Raw genomic sequence first — 17,031 nt, forward strand, 5'->3', positions numbered from 1 at the left:
TTTTTGAGAAAGATGATTTCATTTAGATTGTAAAATAGTTTGCTAATTTGTTGAATTAAATTGAGATCATAATAGCAGATTACTATTTAAACTTACATAACGATAGCTTCGTTCTTTTATTCATCTAATTAAATAAATGATTATGAAAATTCCATCCATATTTAGAACTCCAGGACATCAGAGGTTTGAAATTCAACCTCGCTATTACGATCCGGTGAAAGAAGATATAGAAAAAAGAACTGATCGAATTAGAAAAGAAATTAGAAATCAGAAAGAAGGGCATAATACCGAAAGTATTCGAGACGCCTATAAAGCCCGAAGGGGCTCTAATCGATCAGCTGATTTATTTCAGTTTCTAATGGTTGTAATAGTGGGTGTTTCCATTGGCGGATATTTAATGTATGGTGCGAACGTTTATTTTGCTTTATTTCTTTTAATTCCTTTATACATATTCTTGAGAAGAAGGAAATAATAAAATATTTACGGCAATAGCACGATAATAATGGTGATTAGTCGATCTTCAATGCAGATAGCAATTTTGTGTAATTTAATTTTTGAATCCACATAATAAAGTAAATGTCCGATATAATACAGTTATTGCCTGATGCAATTGCTAATCAAATTGCTGCAGGAGAGGTAGTCCAAAGACCAGCTTCTGTAGTGAAGGAGTTACTTGAAAACTCCATTGATGCCGGAAGCAGTAAGATAAAATTGGTGGTGAAAGATGCTGGAAAGCAGCTCATTCAGGTAATCGATGATGGCCTGGGCATGTCGGAAACAGATGCAAGAATGTGCTTCGAGCGTCATGCCACTTCAAAAATTAGAAAGTCAGACGATTTATTTGCATTGAAAACCATGGGCTTCAGGGGAGAAGCTATGGCTTCTATAGCAGCTGTTTCTCAAGTAGAGCTTAAAACCAAAACAGCCGATGCAGAGCTTGGGGTTTTGCTTCAAGTGGAAGCTTCGGAAGTGAAAAATCAAACCCACACTGCTCATACTGGCGGCACCACCATTTCAGTAAAAAATCTCTTTTATAATGTTCCTGCTAGGCGTAATTTTTTGAAATCCAACCCAGTAGAGATGCGTCATATCATTGATGAATTTCATCGTGTGGCGCTAGCCAATCCGCAAGTAGCTTTTAGCCTTCATCAAAATGATATGGATGTTTATCAGTTGAATGCTGGTAAATTGAGCCAGCGAATTGTAGGCTTATTTGGTAAAAATTATCAAGAGCAATTGGTGGCTTGTGAAGAAACTACAGACCAGTTAAAAATATATGGCTACATAGGCAAGCCTGAGTTTGCCAAAAAAACCAGAGGAGAGCAGTTTTTCTTTGTCAACAACCGCTACATCAAAAGCGGCTATTTACATCATGCAGTGGTGAATGGATTTGAAGGATTGTTGGCAAAAGAAGCACATCCATTTTATGTGCTGTGCTTGGAAATTGATCCTAAAAAAATTGATGTAAATGTTCATCCTACCAAAACAGAAATCAAGTTTGATGATGAGCGCATGGTTTATGGAATTTTGGCAGCAGCTATTCGCCAGGCTTTAGGAGCGCATAATGTAGCCCCTGCATTGGATTTTGACAGTGATGTAAACTTCAGTTTTAATGCTCCTAGAAGAAATCAGGTAGATGATTTTACCAGAAAAACCACTAATTACCAAAAGTTCAAACAACCAAAAGATAATGATGGGGAGTGGGATAAAATTCTATCTAATTTCCAAGAGTTGAGCCAGAAAATAAGTGAAGAAGAAAGTGAAGATATTGCAGATGAAAGTCAGCAGTCAATGACTTTTGGGAGTGCAATTAATGAAGAAAATGAAGGTAAGACGCCCCAAAATGAAAGGGTAGAAACTAAATCAAGCATATTTCAAATCCATCAGAAGTATATTGCTACTCAGGTGAAATCTGGTTTAATGCTAGTAGATCAACAAGCAGCCCATGAGCGGATTTTATTTGAGAAATTCAACCGTCATTTGCAAAATAGTGATGGTAGTTCTCAGCAATTTCTTTTTCCCGAGCAAGTGCAATTATCAGCACCAGATTATGCTTTGGTGATGGATATGGAGGAGGAGTTAAAAGCTTTGGGTTTTGTGATTTCTTCTTTCGGAAAAGACACCGTGGTGATTAATGGAGCACCAACAGAATTGACCGATACCTCGGTAAAATCAGTTTTTGAAGGCTTGATTGATCAATTTAAACACAATAAAAACGTGCTGAGTGTATCGAAAAATGAAAATATAGCCCGTTCTTTGGCAAAAAGGTCAGCCATAAGAGCAGGGCATAAATTGAATGGAGAGGAAATGAATGCTTTAATTGATAAACTTTTTGCTTGTCAAAATCCTAATTATGCACCTTCAGGTAACTCTACTTTTATTATTTTTGACCTTAATAAAATTGCAAGCTTCTTCAATTAGATATAAGAGGAGAAGTTATTCTAATTAAATTATAGAAATTATATAGTATAAATTTATGTTCGCAAGACTTACTCCGGTTGTTAAAAACCTTCTTTTAATAAATATAGCTTTATTGCTTATTCCTTCTTTTCTAAGTTTTGATTTGACTCAAATATTTGGTTTGCGCTATATTTTTGCGGATTCATTTCAGCCTTTTCAGTTTATTACCTATATGTTTTTGCACTCTGGTTTTGGCCACTTGTTGGGAAATATGTTTGCTTTATTCATATTCGGCCCAATGTTGGAGCGGTTTTGGGGATCTAAAAGGTTCTTTATTTTTTATATGGTTACTGGAATTGGGCCGGAATACTTTTTGGAGCTGTGAATTTTGTGGAAATGCAACAATTGGAAAGTGCTGCTGAACAATATATCGAAAATCCGAATTATGAAGAGTTTGTATCCTTTATTCAAGAAAATGCTCCAAAAAGGGTGTACCAAGAATGGTATCCATTTATTGATTCTTTTGGAGATAATCCCAGTAATGAAAATTTAATTGAAGGCAGTATTCAACGAGTAAAAGAATTAGTTAGATTTAATGGCAGTATTCCTATGATAGGAGCTTCAGGAGCAATTTTCGGAATTCTTTTTGCATTTGGTTTTCTATTTCCTAATACAGAATTGTTTTTACTATTTCCACCTATTCCTATCAAAGCTAAATACCTTGTAACCTTCTACGGATTATATGAGTTATATGCAGGCATACAGAATGCTCCGGGAGATAATGTGGCGCATTATGCCCATTTAGGGGGGATGTTGATTGCGTTTATTCTGTTAAAGATATGGCAGAAGAATAATACAAGATTTTATTAAAGAAGATGGCAGGATTTTTCGATGAGTTAAAACAAAATTTTAAAAGACCCAATAATGCATTAAACCAGTTAATTATTATCAATGCTGTTGTTTTTGTAGGTTTGGGCTTATTGGCATTAATTGGTAAATTTTCAGGTGTTGAAGGGCTTTATGCAATTGTTGATGCACAATTTACTATTCCGCCAGATTTAGAAAGGTTCATATATCGTCCCTGAACCATCATTACCTACGCCTTTTCTCATGCAGGATTCTTCCATATATTATTGAATATGCTAGTATTGTACTGGTTTGGGATGTTGATTTCTCAATATCTGGGAAGTGCTAAATTGGTTAATTTATATGTATTGGGTGCTTTAGCAGGAGCTGTAGTATTTATTTTAGCCTATAATTTAATCCCTTTTTTAGCTGAAAGAACCACAAGCGGTATGGTAGGAGCTTCTGCCTCAGTTTATGCAGTAGCTACTGCAGCAGCAACATTACTTCCAGATCACAAATTTCATTTGATTTTAATAGGTCCTGTGAAGATCAAATATATTGTAGCTGTTTATATTGTCCTATCTTTATTAAATTCAGCTGGTCCTAATGCGGGTGGAAATCTGGCACACTTAGGTGGAGCAGGAATAGGTTTTTTATACGTTAGAGGATTACAAGCAGGTACTGATTTTGGTTTATGGATCCAAATGACTTTAGGGTTTATTCAAAGTATCTTTAAATCAAAACCAAAAATCAAAGTCACCTATAAAAAGAAACAGACTGCTGGAGCAAGTAAAAGTAGTAGTTCCGCTTCATCTTCTTCATCCAATATTGAGCAAGAAGAAATAGACAGGATATTAGATAAAATTTCAGAAAAAGGATACGAAAGCCTTAGTAAAGACGAAAAGCAAAAGCTTTTTAATGCAAGCAAGAAGTGATTAATGATTAATAATTAATAATTAGGGCATTTCAATTCTGGGAAAGCTATTTATGATATTTCCTAACTTTCCTCATATCAATCTAAAAATTTAGGGATTAGATTTTAATTTTAACCTCTAATTCATTCTTGACTTAAGAAGGATATGGATTTTCTTAGGTAATCCACTAATGTTTTGCACTCACTGATGCTCCCCTGTTTTAGGGAGCTTTCCGTAGGACTGAGTGGTTTTGATCTGTAAATTCAAGGAAAGTTTTTGTTTTTAATAATCCACCATTCCTGAGTTTAATAATCAGAAATAAGACTTATAAATCAATAGTATTAAGAATGGATTATAAAGTAGATGAGACCGCCAATTCGTAATTTCTAATTCCCAAATTCGTAATTAAATCTGTCCGATTACATACATTTTCTCCATGGTAGGATTTTCGCTACCACCTCTAGGTTCTAGCGTTACAGCAAATGCAGAAGCTTTTCCGGTAGTTTTCATTTTGAGTAAGCTTGTCATATCACCCGCTACATCAAAAACGCCCATATCCACAGGATTTCCATCTACTATTGCCCAAAGTTGGTATTGATTCTCTGTTTCATTTGAAGGCATTTTCTTGGCATTTAAGAATACCTCATTGGTTTTCTTATTCCAGTGTACAAATGCTTGGGCTTCAGGCGCTATGTCCAATCCTTTCATTGGAACAGTTTCTATTCCGGGCTGTCTAAGGATTTCAACATTCTCTGCATATTGTTCCATCTGGTTTTTCACCACATTATATTGCTGCGCCATTATTTGATTTTGAGCAATAATGTTGGATAATTTAGCCTCAGTGTCTTGCCATTGATTATAATAATAAACACTGAAAACTATTCCTATTACAGCTACTATACTGGCAGCAGCTGATAAGTAAGGATAAATAGAAAAGGATTTAGTCTCTTTTTTGATTTCTTCTTCTATAAGCTCTTCATTAGAATTATCTTCATCAGAATTCATCTCCAATCCCAAATCTTTAAAAAGTGCATTTTTGGAATATTCAGGAGGTGTAATACTTCCTTCTTGACCCAATGCAAATAAGGTTTCCTCAGCCTCATCTAAGGCTTTTCTTACTTCTTCATGCTCTTCTGCATACTGAAGTAATTCTTTTGTTTCAGCTTCACTAAGCTGTCCCAAAACGAAAGCTTCGATTACTCCGGACGATATGTATGCTTCAATCTTACTCACAATAATAATTCTCTTAATGTACGCATAGCTGTCCTAGCTCTGGTTTTGACAGTCCCTAGTGGGATATCAAATTCCTCAGAAATTTCAGTTTGCGTATAGCCTTTAAAATACATTTGATCAATTACAAATCGAAGTTCGTCAGAAAGCTTATCTAAAACTTTCTCCAACCCTATGCCATCAATTGAAAGCTCAGTTGAATTTGCATTGTCAATGGTATGTACGTTGTCTGAGACTGAATCGGTTTTACCTGTTTTCTTTATTTCTTTTGATCGAAGTTTATCGATGGAAGCATTTCGGCTAATATTCACCAACCAGGTGTATAAACGACCTTTTTCAGCACTATAGGCATTAATGTTTTTCCATGCCTTCATGAAAACATCATGCAATACTTCCTGGGCTACTTCCTCTGATTTTACAATTCTGACTATAACACCATAAATTGCCGCACTGTAATTATCATACAGGTATTCAAAAGCACTTGATTTCTGTGCTTTGAGTTCTTTCACAAGAACCTCTTCCGATATTTTAACTGCTGGTGCTATAGTTTTGAATTTCTTTTGCTAAATAAATGATAATACCCCAATAAAAAAAGCTGTTAGTCAAATTCAGTTAATTAAATCTGCTTAACAGCTTTTTGTTTTGTTTTTTAGGTATTTAAAAAGCGCTAGCTTCCTAGCTCGTGCTTATTTATTACCTTGGTACGAGCTAGGAATCTCGCACCAACTTTTTATTCTCTGAACTGTCGCAAGCGTCCGCTTGTAACAAATACCTTATATATGAATCACTTCATCATAAGCAGCCGCTGCAGCTTCCATCACCGCTTCACTCATCGTTGGGTGAGGATGAACTGTTTTGATCAATTCGTGTCCTGTAGTTTCTAATTTTCTAACCGCTACAATTTCCGCAATCATTTCGGTAACATTGGCTCCGATCATGTGAGCACCTAATAATTCACCATATTTAGCATCAAAAACCAATTTCACAAAACCATCTTTAGCTCCTGCTGCACTTGCTTTTCCTGAAGCGGAGAATGGGAATTTACCTACTTTTAGGTCATATCCTGCTTCTTTCGCTTGCTTTTCAGTATATCCTACTGATGCAATTTCAGGGCTGCAATACGTACAACCTGGGATGTTTTTGTAATCCAATGGTTCAGGATTTTCACCTGCAATTTTCTCAACACAGATAATTCCTTCTGCTGAAGCAACGTGCGCCAATGCAGGACCATGAACGATATCACCAATGGCATAAACACCCTCGACATTGGTTTTATAATAGTCATCAACTAGTACTTTTCCTTTATCAGTAGAAACGCCAACATCTTCCAGACCAATTCCTTCTAAGTTAGTGCTAACTCCTACTGCTGAAAGTACTACATCGCAATCTAGTTTTTCTTCACCTTTTTTAGTCTTGACAGTCACTTTGCAGCCACTTCCTTTGGTATCTACTGAAGTTACTTCAGAGCTGGTCATGATATTGATACCAGCTTTTTTGTAGGTCTTAGCCAATGCTTTTGACACTTCCTCATCTTCAACTGGCACAATTCTATCCATAAATTCTACTATGGTCACTTCTGTGCCAATTGAATTATAGAAATAAGCAAACTCAACACCAATCGCACCAGATCCTACAACCACCATTTTCTTTGGTTGTTTTTCTAAGCTCATGGCTTTTCTATATTCAATAATTTTTTTGCCATCAATCGGAAGATTTGGTAATTCTTTGGCTCTTCCACCTGTTGCTATAATGATGCTGTCAGCTGAATATTCTGTTTTTTTACCGTCAGCTTCAACTTCAACTTTTTTGCCTGATTTCAGTTTTCCGTAGCCCATTATTACATCAATCTTGTTCTTTTTCATCAAGAACTGCACGCCTTTACTCATGCCATCAGCAACGCCACGGCTTCTTTTAATCATGCCAGAAAAATCAGCTTTCGCATCTTTTACAGTTATTCCGTAATCTTCAGCATGGCTGATATATTCAAAAACATTGGCACTTTTCAATAATGCTTTTGTTGGAATACATCCCCAGTTCAAGCAAATACCGCCTAAACTTTCTTTTTCAACTATAGCCACTTTTTTACCTAATTGGGAAGCACGTATTGCCGCTACATAACCACCGGGACCCGAGCCCACTACTATAATATCATATTTTGATGCCATAATATTTATAAATTAATTTTTGGATTCTTTTTTATTTGCAGACAAATTTAATGGAAAAGGGGCTAGAAAAAAATTTTAGCTGACTTAGGATGATGAATACTTCTATAATTCCATTGACTTACATTTTTGGCAGTTCTGGCCATATTATACAATAATATTGTAACCAATACTATTGAAATCATTACTTTGATTTTTCGGGAATTAAATTTAGACAAAGCTTCTTTGGATAGTAGTGTCAATTGTAAAATTATAATAGGAGTTATTGGAGCTAAAAATCGTCCTGTTTCACTTGATTCAAATTCAGGTAATATTAAAAATAGAATAAGGTAGCTCGTAAAAATAATCAGTGGCAATAATTTTGATTTTTGAGCTACAATAGATGTTAAAATGATTATTCCAAATATCAATAGCAGAGCTGAGTGAGCATTTTCCTGGATTGGAATGAAAAACCTAATTATTTCTACAGAAAAGGTTTCAAGGTTGGGAATAAAGTCTGCTATTATAAGGCGATTAGAAAAGTCATAATCTTCGGTAAAATAAATTTTTTGAGTATTATTCCATATAATGTTTGGGGTTATAATCAGTAAATTTATAATTGCCATTTTTATCAAAAACTTCCAGTCTTTTTCCTTCAAAAAAACAATAAAGCAATAAACGGAAAGACCAACTATTATAAATACACCAGCATTTCTTTGTAGGCACATTAAAGCTAGTAGAATAGAAGACAGTATTAAACTGTAATTTTTCGCTTTGTCTTGAAGCCAATTTTGGTAGTAGTATAATCCTGAAAATAGTAAGAAAGTGAAAATTGTTTCTGACCATAGAAAACTACTCATTAAATAAGGATATACACTAAGAATAAAAACTGTTAAACTTATTAAGGCTATATCTTTTTTGTATAGCTTTTTGAAAAAGAGATAGATGAATAATAAAGAGGATAGAAAGCAGACTATGTGAAATATATGATAGGTAGTTTCATTAAAGAAACTCAAGATGATAGGAAAAAGAGGAGGCCAAAAGATGTAAGTACCACCATCCCAAGCGAGAAACACTCTTTCGGATTGAAAACTTCGAGAGGCGGCCCAATAATGAAAGGAGTCTGAAGTCCATATTAAACTACCAAAAGTACTGAAAATATGAATACCTAATGCGAGCAATAGAAGTCCGCCAAATAGTAGCCATTCGTATCTTTCAATTATACTTTTTACCTCTATTTTGTCTTTCATTTTCTTAATTAGCTTATTCCTTGTAATTTTAGGCTTTTTACAATCAACTACAAACCCATTATGACAAAACTATTAGAAGGAAAAACCGCACTTATCACGGGTGCTTCAAAAGGAATAGGTAAAGCCATTGCTCAAAAATATGCTGAACAAGGTGCTAATGTAGCTTTTACTTTTTTATCAAGTGTGGAAAAAGGTCAGGCTTTGGAAAAAGAATTAGCTGATGCTTATGGTGTGAAAGTGAAAGGCTATCGCTCTGATGCTTCTGATTTTAAAGCTGCTGAAGAATTAATTGCTGGAGTAGTTTCAGATTTTGGAAGCTTAGATGTTTTGGTGAACAATGCCGGAATTACTAAAGATAATTTATTGATGCGTATGACAGAAGAAATGTGGGATGATGTGATCAATATCAATTTGAAATCTTGCTTCAATACCGTGAAAGCTGCAAATCGTACTTTTATGAAGCAAAAAAGTGGTTCTATTATTAATATGACCTCTGTTGTAGGAATAAAAGGAAACCCAGGTCAGGCTAATTATTCTGCTTCGAAAGCTGGTATTATCGGATTTACTAAATCGGTGGCTTTAGAGTTAGGCTCCAGAAATATTCGTTCCAATGCAATCGCTCCTGGTTTTATCGAAACTGAAATGACCGATGCCTTGGATGAAAAAACAGTTCAAGGTTGGAGAGATGCTATTCCATTGAAAAGAGGTGGAAGTCCTGATGATGTAGCAGATTTATGCGTATTTTTAGGTTCTGATATGTCTTCTTATATAACTGGACAAGTGATTCAAGTAGATGGAGGAATGTTGACCTAAAAGGGAATTTGTTCTAAAAATTGATTTTTTAAATCCGAAGTATTTTATAATCAAAGAATGCCTTCGGATTTTTTATTTATTCTATTTGTCATTTCAACTATATTATCTTGCGAACTTATTAACTTTAGCTTCCGTTTAGCTTGAAAATATTATTATTTAAAGTGATTTCCAATACGGACATTCACTTCATTTTTAAATAGCAATTATGTACACTAATTTTAATGATTTAGATAAAAACTCAAGGCTTTGGGTTTACCAATCTGACAGAGCTTTTAATAATGATGAGAAGCAATTTATTTTACAAAATGGGAAGGCTTTTGTGGAATCTTGGACAGCTCATAATAAAGCCCTGAACGCATCTATTGAAATAAAATACGATCAATTTATAGTTTTGGCAGTGGATGAAACAAAAGCCTCTGCAACAGGATGTTCTATTGATAAATCTGTTCATTTTATTAAAGCATTAGAAAATGAACTAAAAATTAACTTACTTGATAAAAGTAAAATTGCTTTTTTAAAAAATGATGAAGTAATCCTTGAAAGTCTTTCAACTATTAAATCAAAAGTGGAGTCAGAAGATATTTTGCCTGAACTATTGACTTTTAATAATATGGTGTCCAATAAGAGTGATTTTGATTCTAACTGGTTAATACCAGCTTCTGAGAGTTGGATGGGAAGATTTTTCAAGGCAAAAGTATGATTTTATTTATTTTATCGTTTTAATTGCTAGATTTTAAATCTGAACCATTGAAAAATTCATTTTATATATCAATTGTTATTCTGTTCTTACTCAACGCATGCTCTGTTTATAAAAAAGCAGAAAAGAAATTTGATAAAGGAGAGTTTAACTCTGCAATTAATCTTTACAAACAGGCGGTTAAAAAAAATGATAATGCAGCACAAGCATTATTCTATACTGCGGAATCTTATCGGCTTTCTAACAGATTGGAAATTGCAGCACCATTTTATGAAGCTGCAATTGATTCAGGATATAGAGAAGATGAGGTTTTCTATAATTATGCTCTGGCATTAAAATCTAATTCTGATTATAAAGGAGCTAGAGAAGTACTTGAAGATTATTTGCCAGATGCTAATAATCCTGAGATTAAAAAGTTAGCTGAATTTCAGTTAAAAAATCTATATAATATTGATGAGATACTCGAAGACCAGACTTTTTATACGGTAAAGAATCTGGATGAAATCAATACTCCCGCTGCCGAATATGCTCCTTTTTTTCATGATGACGAGCTATACTTTACTTCTACCCGTGATGACGATGGAAGAATTTATAAAGCCACTGGTGATAATTTTTCAGACATTTACAAAGTAAAATCTAAGGGAGCTAACGTGGATACTACTACAATCGAGAAATTACCTCCAAATATAAATTGGGCTGATGCTAATGAGGGTTCTGTGGCTATAGATTCACGTGGAAGAACGATGATTTTTGCGAGAGGTAACACAGGAAAAAGGAAGGGCTTAAACGATGTAAACTTATATATTACACGCTACAGAAATGGTCAATGGTCTGAACCTGAGTTAATGCGGATTAATGACCCTGATGCATGGAATTCCACTCCCGCTTTTAGTGAAGATGGGCGTACCTTATACTTTTCATCAACTAGAGAAGGAGGTTTTGGTGGAGTAGATCTTTATTCTGCTACAGTTAATAGTCGTGGTCAATGGGGGAATGTTCGAAATTTGGGAGATAAAATCAATACACCTGAGGACGAGATGTTTCCTTCTACTTCTCAAGATGGAAAATTGTATTTTTCTTCCAATGGCCACCCTGGCTTAGGAAAGCTCGATATATTTGTAGCGGAAAGAAAAGGCGGGCAAATCACAATTTCACATTTAGGCAAACCTATGAATTCCAATAAGGATGATTTTGCTGTTTTTATGTATTCTCCTGATAGAGGATTCTTTTCAAGTGATAGACCAGGAGGTGAGGGAAGAGATGATATCTATACCTTTAAAAATGAGGATCCCGATCTTAAAATCGTAAATTATTTCTTGGAAGGAGTAACCACAACTCACAATTCTAATGATGCAGAGGTAATTTTACCAGGTGCAAATGTTAGAATATTTTCTCAAGATAGCGTTTTGTTAGGAGAGATATTGACAGGGCAGGATGGTAAATTTAATTTCCGTGTTTCTGAAGAGGAAGAGTATTTTATCATTGCAGAGAAAGATAATTATTTTACAACGCGAAAGACATTTTCTACAGTAGGGAAGACACTTGATAAAAGTCAGTTGAATTCCTTAATAACAAATAAAGTATTTGAGACGGAAATATTATTAGAAGAAATCATTCTGGATAAAGCTTTTGAACTTGAGAACATTTATTATGATTTCGATTCGGCTAATATTAGAGCAGATGCAGCAATCGAATTGGACAAATTAGTAACTATTCTTAAAGATAACCCACCCATCAAAATAGAATTAAGCTCACATACTGATTCAAGAGGGGAAGCAGCATACAATCAAGATCTTTCAAGAAGAAGAGCAGAATCAGCTGTGGCTTATATTATTTCTCAAGGGATTGATCCTTCGCGTATAAAAGCCAGAGGATATGGCGAAAGCCAGCTAATTATTGAAGATGCTGAAACTGAAGAAGAGCATGAAACTAATCGTAGAACGGAATTTAAAGTAACAGAATACGATAAAGAAGTTGCTAGGAGAATAAGAGAACAAGAAGAAGCTCAATTCAAAAAAGGTACTGTAGAAGTTGAAATTAAAGAAGAAAAAGAAGTGCCTGAAGCTTCAACTGATGAGTTTGATTTTAATTAAAGCCCCCTAGCCCGCTTGCTAGCGGGGAACACGCATGGATTTCGCGGAGCAGTTAAATAAGACAGCATCTTTACTTTGAAATCAAAAGAGCAAAATAATAACTCGGAAATATTCTGTCTCATATTAAAATATATAAGTATCATCTGTGAGAAAAATTCCCCCTTTGGGGCTTAGGGAGCTAAAAAAAGCCCCACATTACTGCGAGGCTAACCCTATTGTTGTATGATGATGAATTTTATTTATCTATTTTAAAATACTTTAATTTCAAATTAAAATACAAATTCAATCTGTGAGGCTGTTCCCCCTATGCACTGGTTCAAGCGTCTCGCTTGGACTACTTATCAAAATATTGCTATGATTATTTTATTGAACAATCACCCTAATATTTTCTTGCAATCCGTTATGGTTTACTTTTAAGATGTACATACCAGACTTCAGTTTTTGGTTGATTTGTAATGTACCATCCGTTTTGAAATTTCTAAACTCTTGTACTCTTACCCCTGATAAGTCAAAAAGACCAACATAAGCCAAATCTTCTCTAAACTCACTAGGTACTTGTATTTTTAAGTTTGAAGCATCTTTCACAGGGTTTGGAGAAACGGCTAATTTACCTTCAAAGCCAACTTCAATTTTCACTACAGAGGAATATTCAAAAGTAGCATCAATATCCACTGCTTTTAATCTGTAGTAAATTACTCCAAATGGAGCTCCTCTGTCAGTAAAGTCATACTTAACATCTGAATTACTTTCTCCTAAGCCTTGAACCATACCAATTTGCTCCCAATTGTTTTGATCAATTGAACGCTCAATTTCAAAGTGAGAAAAGTTTTCTTCTTTAGCCGTTACCCAATCTAATGAGATGTTTTTAGCTGATTTTGAGGCAGTGAATGATTTTAATTTGATTGGGAGTGGTCCCGCTGAATCAGCCCCTCCAGCATCAATAATCTCATTAAAATCATTGCCTTTGTATGTTGTTCCTCCAATGTTAACTCTGGTTTGACCTCCATTAGCGGTATTTAATATTGAATTACGGTTACTTTTATCATCGATTAAAAGGAGTGACTGATCAGTTAAAATTAATTCATCGTTATTTCCATTTCCACTGAAAATAAGGCTTCCTGAGCCAACTATTCGAACTATTATGTCACCGGCTGAGGTTAAATCCCAAGAACCATTCATATCAACATCAGCCCCATCAGCAATATGCACTTCAGTACAGCCACAAGAACCTAAACCTGATAATATTTGAGCTTGTGTGTAGCTACCAGAATTTAAAACAAATTGAGAGTAACTAACTAAGGGAAACATTAATACTATTAATAGAGTACTTATCTTTTTCATAATCATAAAATTATATATGCAAATATACGGGATTCACCTATAAGTATATGAAAATCAATTAGGGAAAAGCGTATTTTTCTTACATGATACACCTAATTTACGACCACTTCATAGTTTTTGGATGTTAAGCAATTAGGTTTTCCGTTGAACCCTCAATTTTAGTCGATTAAGCCTTTCAAAATCAAATTCTTCCAAACTTCAAGTTATCATTAAAACAATTTGCCCTTTGTGGTTGGGTCTGCATGCGCTATATTTGCAAACTAATAAAACTATAATTCATTTATGGCTGATTTTGAAAACCTACAACTGGCTAATGATAAGGGTGTACTAACCATAACCATCAACAGAGCCGAAAAACTAAATGCCTTAAACATCGCCACTATAGAAGAATTGCGTGAAGCTTTTCAGGATATTTATGATAATAACGAAGTAAAATCTGTCATTTTAACTGGAGCCGGAGAAAAAGCTTTTGTAGCGGGTGCTGATATTTCTGAGATTTCAGAATTGAATGAAATGAATGGAAGAAAGTTTTCTGAAAATGGTCAGGAAGTTTTTGAAATGATAGAGAAATGCCATAAACCTGTCTTGGCAGCCGTAAATGGCTTTGCTTTGGGTGGTGGTTGTGAACTGGCAATGGCTTGCCATATGCGAATTGCTACCCCTAACGCAAAATTTGGTCAACCGGAAGTTAACCTAGGTATCATCCCAGGTTATGGTGGCACACAAAGATTGACCCAATTAATTGGAAAAGGAAAAGCATTAGAGCTAATGATGACGGCTGATTTCATAGGTGCTGAAGAAGCAAAAAGCCTTGGTTTAGTTAACCATATTGCCGAAAGTCATGAAGAATTAATGACTTTAGCCAATTCTATCCTTAGTAAAATTAATAGCAAAGCACCTCTAGCCATTGGAATGGTGATAGATAGTGTGAATGGTTACTATACTGGAGAAGAAAATGGTTACCAAACAGAAGCCAACAGTTTTGCAGCCTGTTGTAAGTCCGAAGATTTCAAAGAAGGAACAAAAGCCTTTTTAGAAAAAAGAGCAGCCGAGTTTAAAGGAGAGTGATTTTAATTAATAATTAGTAATTTTTTAATTAATAATTATAGAGACATGGTAAATAGGAAGATGAATTATCCTTTTGGTAGTCCTCTTTCTATTTTCAAATTCAGACGCCCAACTCTCTACTTCCATCTTCCAACCTCTAACTCCTTATGAACCCTCTAAAAAAATTAGCATCAGAAGCCGGTTTGTATGGATTGCCCAGCATAATGGGTAGGTTGCTGAATTATTTATTGGTTCCGATTCATACGGGAGTTTTCATGCGAGAACAATTTGGAAGTATCGGAGAATTATATGCTTATGCGGCTTTTCTTAATATCCTTTATACTTATGGTATGGAAACGGCATATTTCCGTTTTACCACCAAAGAAAAATCAGAAAGTTATTATTCCAACGCATTTACAGCTGTTCTTTTAACTTCCGTTCTATTTAGTGGGAGCATTTTTATATTCGCTACTCAAATAATTCAATTTCTTGAATTAGATGTTCAAACTTACATTGTTAGATATTTAGCGGTCATCTTTTTCATCGATGCCATAGTAGCAATTCCGCTAGCGAAACTAAGATTAGCCCATAAGGCAAGGAAATTTGCTTTTGCCAGAATCAGTAGTATAGCGCTCAATATACTTTTCAACCTTAGTTTTTTAATGCTTTTTCCTTTTCTAGCGAAAGAAGGTTGGATGAATTGGGACACACAAGAACCATTTGATATTGGGTATGTGTTTTTAGCCAATCTCTTAGCCAATTTATCAATGGTAATCATATTGTATAAAGAAATTTTCAAGCAAAAACTCCAATTCCATTGCCCTAAAGTAAAAAAAATGTTGGTCTATGCTTTACCCATTTTGGTAATGGGATTGGCGGGCATATCGGTTGAGCAATTAGACAAAATCCTTTTTACTCATATTTTACCTGAAAATTTTTATGACGACAAAACTGCTAAAGCGGCTTTAGGCGTCTATATGGCCTCCTTCAAATTAAGTATTTTTATGGCTTTGGCAATTCAGGCATTTCGCTATGCAGGGGAGCCCTTCTTTTTCAGTCAAGCTGAAGATAAAGAAGCACCAGAGCTTTTTGCTAAAGTGCTCTATTATTTTGTTTCACTATCTCTTGTGATTTGGGTAGGGGTAAGTTTAAATGCTGATTTAATAGGTAGAATATTCTTGAGTGGAGAAGAATACAGAGAGGCACTTTTCTTAGTTCCTATATTGCTCTTTGGTAAACTGTTTTTTGGGATATATATAAACCTCAGCATTTGGTTTAAGTTGACCGACAAAACATATTATGGTGTATATATAAGTATAGTAGGTGGACTTATAGCATTAATAGGGAATATCGTTTTGATTCCAATCTTAGGATACACAGGTGCTGCCTTAACATCTGTTTTGGCATATTTTAGTATGATGATCTATTGTTATATTACTGGTCAGAAGCATTTTAAAATACCTTATCCAATTGGTAAAATAGCATTGAACATCATCATTGCTGGAATAGTAATAATTACTTTTTTCTATTTCAAGCCAAGTTCTATTTGGCTTAATTATGGGTTAGGAATTCTGATTACCTTAATATATGTAGGGGTGATGTTTTTATATGAGCGCAAAAGGATTTTTTCCAAAAGATTAAAATGATACTTTTGATTTTGAAAAATAAATTATGCAAGTAAAAGTTATAAATAAGTCAAATAATGAATTACCAGCTTATCAAACAAAGAGTGCAGCTGGTTTAGATTTAAGAGCAAATTTGGATGGACCAATTAATTTAAAGCCAATGCAAAGGGTTTTGGTTCCAACGGGTTTGTTTATGGAATTGCCTGATGGCTATGAAGCGCAAATCCGCCCAAGAAGTGGATTGGCCTATAAACATGGAATATCTGTTTTGAATAGTCCTGGCACAATTGATGCAGATTATAGAGGGGAAATTAAGATTTTATTGGTTAACTTATCAGATGAAGCTTTTTAATTGAATCTGGCGAAAGAGTTGCCCAGATGGTGATTTCTAAACACGAGCAAGTAGATTGGGACTTAGTAGAGAGTTTAGAAGATTCTGAGAGGAGTGCTGGTGGTTTTGGGAGTACGGGGAAATAGTCAAACACCTTAACTTACCAATGCTATCAAAGTAAATAAACTTCCTTAGATAGTTTTCGCTAAAGCGAAAAACCTTTTGTCTTCTTTTGTTCCTTTTATGGTTAAATAAGAATGTTTGTTAGTATGAATTGACGTTAGCAAATTTTCACCACAAAGT

General features: G+C 34.7%; 16 protein-coding genes and 1 pseudogene. 12 read left to right on the forward strand and 5 right to left on the reverse strand.

Going from position 1 to position 17,031, the window contains the following annotated elements; all coding sequences use genetic code 11:
- The first annotated feature begins 142 nt into the window (after nucleotides 1-142).
- The 6 genes from ABWH96_RS07975 (at nucleotide 143) to ABWH96_RS08000 (ending at nucleotide 4,181) form a co-directional block, all read left to right on the forward strand.
- Nucleotides 143-472 (forward strand): hypothetical protein, encoded by a 330-nt coding sequence (locus ABWH96_RS07975; protein ID WP_375580941.1) that lies wholly within the window; start codon nucleotides 143-145, stop codon nucleotides 470-472.
- A 104-nt stretch (nucleotides 473-576) separates the two neighbouring features.
- Nucleotides 577-2,421: a DNA mismatch repair endonuclease MutL gene (gene mutL / locus ABWH96_RS07980; RefSeq protein ID WP_375580942.1), complete on the forward strand. Its 1,845-nt coding sequence runs from the start codon at nucleotides 577-579 to the stop codon at nucleotides 2,419-2,421.
- Nucleotides 2,422-2,632: 211 nt separating this feature from the next.
- The gene (locus ABWH96_RS07985; RefSeq protein WP_375581470.1) at nucleotides 2,633-2,785 is read left to right on the forward strand and encodes a rhomboid family intramembrane serine protease; all 153 of its coding nucleotides are present in this window, start codon (nucleotides 2,633-2,635) and stop codon (nucleotides 2,783-2,785) included.
- Between the two features lie 11 nt (nucleotides 2,786-2,796).
- Entirely contained in the window at nucleotides 2,797-3,270 is a 474-nt protein-coding gene (locus ABWH96_RS07990; RefSeq protein WP_375580943.1) for a rhomboid family intramembrane serine protease, read from the forward strand.
- 5 nt (nucleotides 3,271-3,275) lie between these two features.
- On the forward strand, nucleotides 3,276-3,485 hold the full coding sequence (locus ABWH96_RS07995) for a hypothetical protein (protein ID WP_375580944.1): 210 nt from the start codon (nucleotides 3,276-3,278) through the stop codon (nucleotides 3,483-3,485).
- A 54-nt stretch (nucleotides 3,486-3,539) separates the two neighbouring features.
- Nucleotides 3,540-4,181 carry a rhomboid family intramembrane serine protease gene (locus tag ABWH96_RS08000; RefSeq protein WP_375580945.1) on the forward strand — a complete coding sequence of 214 codons (642 nt, stop codon included), beginning with the start codon at nucleotides 3,540-3,542 and terminating at the stop codon, nucleotides 4,179-4,181.
- A gap of 384 nt (nucleotides 4,182-4,565) precedes the next feature.
- Here ABWH96_RS08000 and ABWH96_RS08005 read toward each other — a convergent pair whose 3' ends face one another.
- The 4 genes from ABWH96_RS08005 to ABWH96_RS08020 all read right to left on the reverse strand — a co-directional run bounded on the left by ABWH96_RS08005 (nucleotide 4,566) and on the right by ABWH96_RS08020 (nucleotide 8,781).
- Nucleotides 4,566-5,393 (reverse strand): anti-sigma factor domain-containing protein, encoded by an 828-nt coding sequence (locus ABWH96_RS08005; protein ID WP_375580946.1) that lies wholly within the window; start codon nucleotides 5,391-5,393, stop codon nucleotides 4,566-4,568.
- Entirely contained in the window at nucleotides 5,390-5,899 is a 510-nt protein-coding gene (locus ABWH96_RS08010; RefSeq protein ID WP_375580947.1) for an RNA polymerase sigma factor, read from the reverse strand. Before ABWH96_RS08010 ends, ABWH96_RS08005 begins: the two co-directional genes overlap by 4 nt.
- A gap of 264 nt (nucleotides 5,900-6,163) precedes the next feature.
- A complete protein-coding gene (gene lpdA / locus ABWH96_RS08015; protein ID WP_375580948.1) occupies nucleotides 6,164-7,555 on the reverse strand; it encodes a dihydrolipoyl dehydrogenase in 1,392 nt (463 codons plus the stop codon).
- A 62-nt stretch (nucleotides 7,556-7,617) separates the two neighbouring features.
- Nucleotides 7,618-8,781, reverse strand: coding sequence for an ArnT family glycosyltransferase (locus ABWH96_RS08020; protein WP_375580949.1), 1,164 nt, complete (start codon nucleotides 8,779-8,781; stop codon nucleotides 7,618-7,620).
- Between the two features lie 60 nt (nucleotides 8,782-8,841).
- Between ABWH96_RS08020 and fabG the strand changes: the two genes are divergently transcribed.
- The 3 genes from fabG (at nucleotide 8,842) to ABWH96_RS08035 (ending at nucleotide 12,384) form a co-directional block, all read left to right on the forward strand.
- Nucleotides 8,842-9,594, forward strand: a complete 753-nt coding sequence (gene fabG, locus ABWH96_RS08025; protein WP_375580950.1) for a 3-oxoacyl-[acyl-carrier-protein] reductase — start codon at nucleotides 8,842-8,844, stop codon at nucleotides 9,592-9,594.
- A gap of 205 nt (nucleotides 9,595-9,799) precedes the next feature.
- Complete coding sequence (locus ABWH96_RS08030; RefSeq protein WP_375580951.1) at nucleotides 9,800-10,294, forward strand: hypothetical protein; 495 nt, start codon at nucleotides 9,800-9,802, stop codon at nucleotides 10,292-10,294.
- Between the two features lie 47 nt (nucleotides 10,295-10,341).
- On the forward strand, nucleotides 10,342-12,384 hold the full coding sequence (locus ABWH96_RS08035; RefSeq protein ID WP_375580952.1) for an OmpA family protein: 2,043 nt from the start codon (nucleotides 10,342-10,344) through the stop codon (nucleotides 12,382-12,384).
- 363 nt (nucleotides 12,385-12,747) lie between these two features.
- Here the strand turns inward: ABWH96_RS08035 and ABWH96_RS08040 are convergent, their stop codons facing one another.
- Complete coding sequence (locus ABWH96_RS08040; protein ID WP_375580953.1) at nucleotides 12,748-13,725, reverse strand: T9SS type A sorting domain-containing protein; 978 nt, start codon at nucleotides 13,723-13,725, stop codon at nucleotides 12,748-12,750.
- Between the two features lie 282 nt (nucleotides 13,726-14,007).
- Here ABWH96_RS08040 and ABWH96_RS08045 point away from each other — a divergent pair, with 282 nt between their 5' ends.
- The 3 genes and pseudogenes from ABWH96_RS08045 (at nucleotide 14,008) to dut (ending at nucleotide 16,874) form a co-directional block, all read left to right on the forward strand.
- Entirely contained in the window at nucleotides 14,008-14,793 is a 786-nt protein-coding gene (locus tag ABWH96_RS08045) for an enoyl-CoA hydratase/isomerase family protein (protein WP_375580954.1), read from the forward strand.
- A gap of 146 nt (nucleotides 14,794-14,939) precedes the next feature.
- Nucleotides 14,940-16,418, forward strand: coding sequence for a lipopolysaccharide biosynthesis protein (locus ABWH96_RS08050; RefSeq protein ID WP_375580955.1), 1,479 nt, complete (start codon nucleotides 14,940-14,942; stop codon nucleotides 16,416-16,418).
- A gap of 25 nt (nucleotides 16,419-16,443) precedes the next feature.
- Nucleotides 16,444-16,874 (forward strand): annotated as a pseudogene (gene dut, locus ABWH96_RS08055) (dUTP diphosphatase).
- The last annotated feature ends 157 nt before the right edge of the window (nucleotides 16,875-17,031 follow it).

This window comes from Marivirga tractuosa (genome assembly GCF_042140215.1).
In the GTDB taxonomy this organism is placed as follows: Bacteria; Bacteroidota; Bacteroidia; order Cytophagales; family Cyclobacteriaceae; genus Marivirga; species Marivirga tractuosa_A.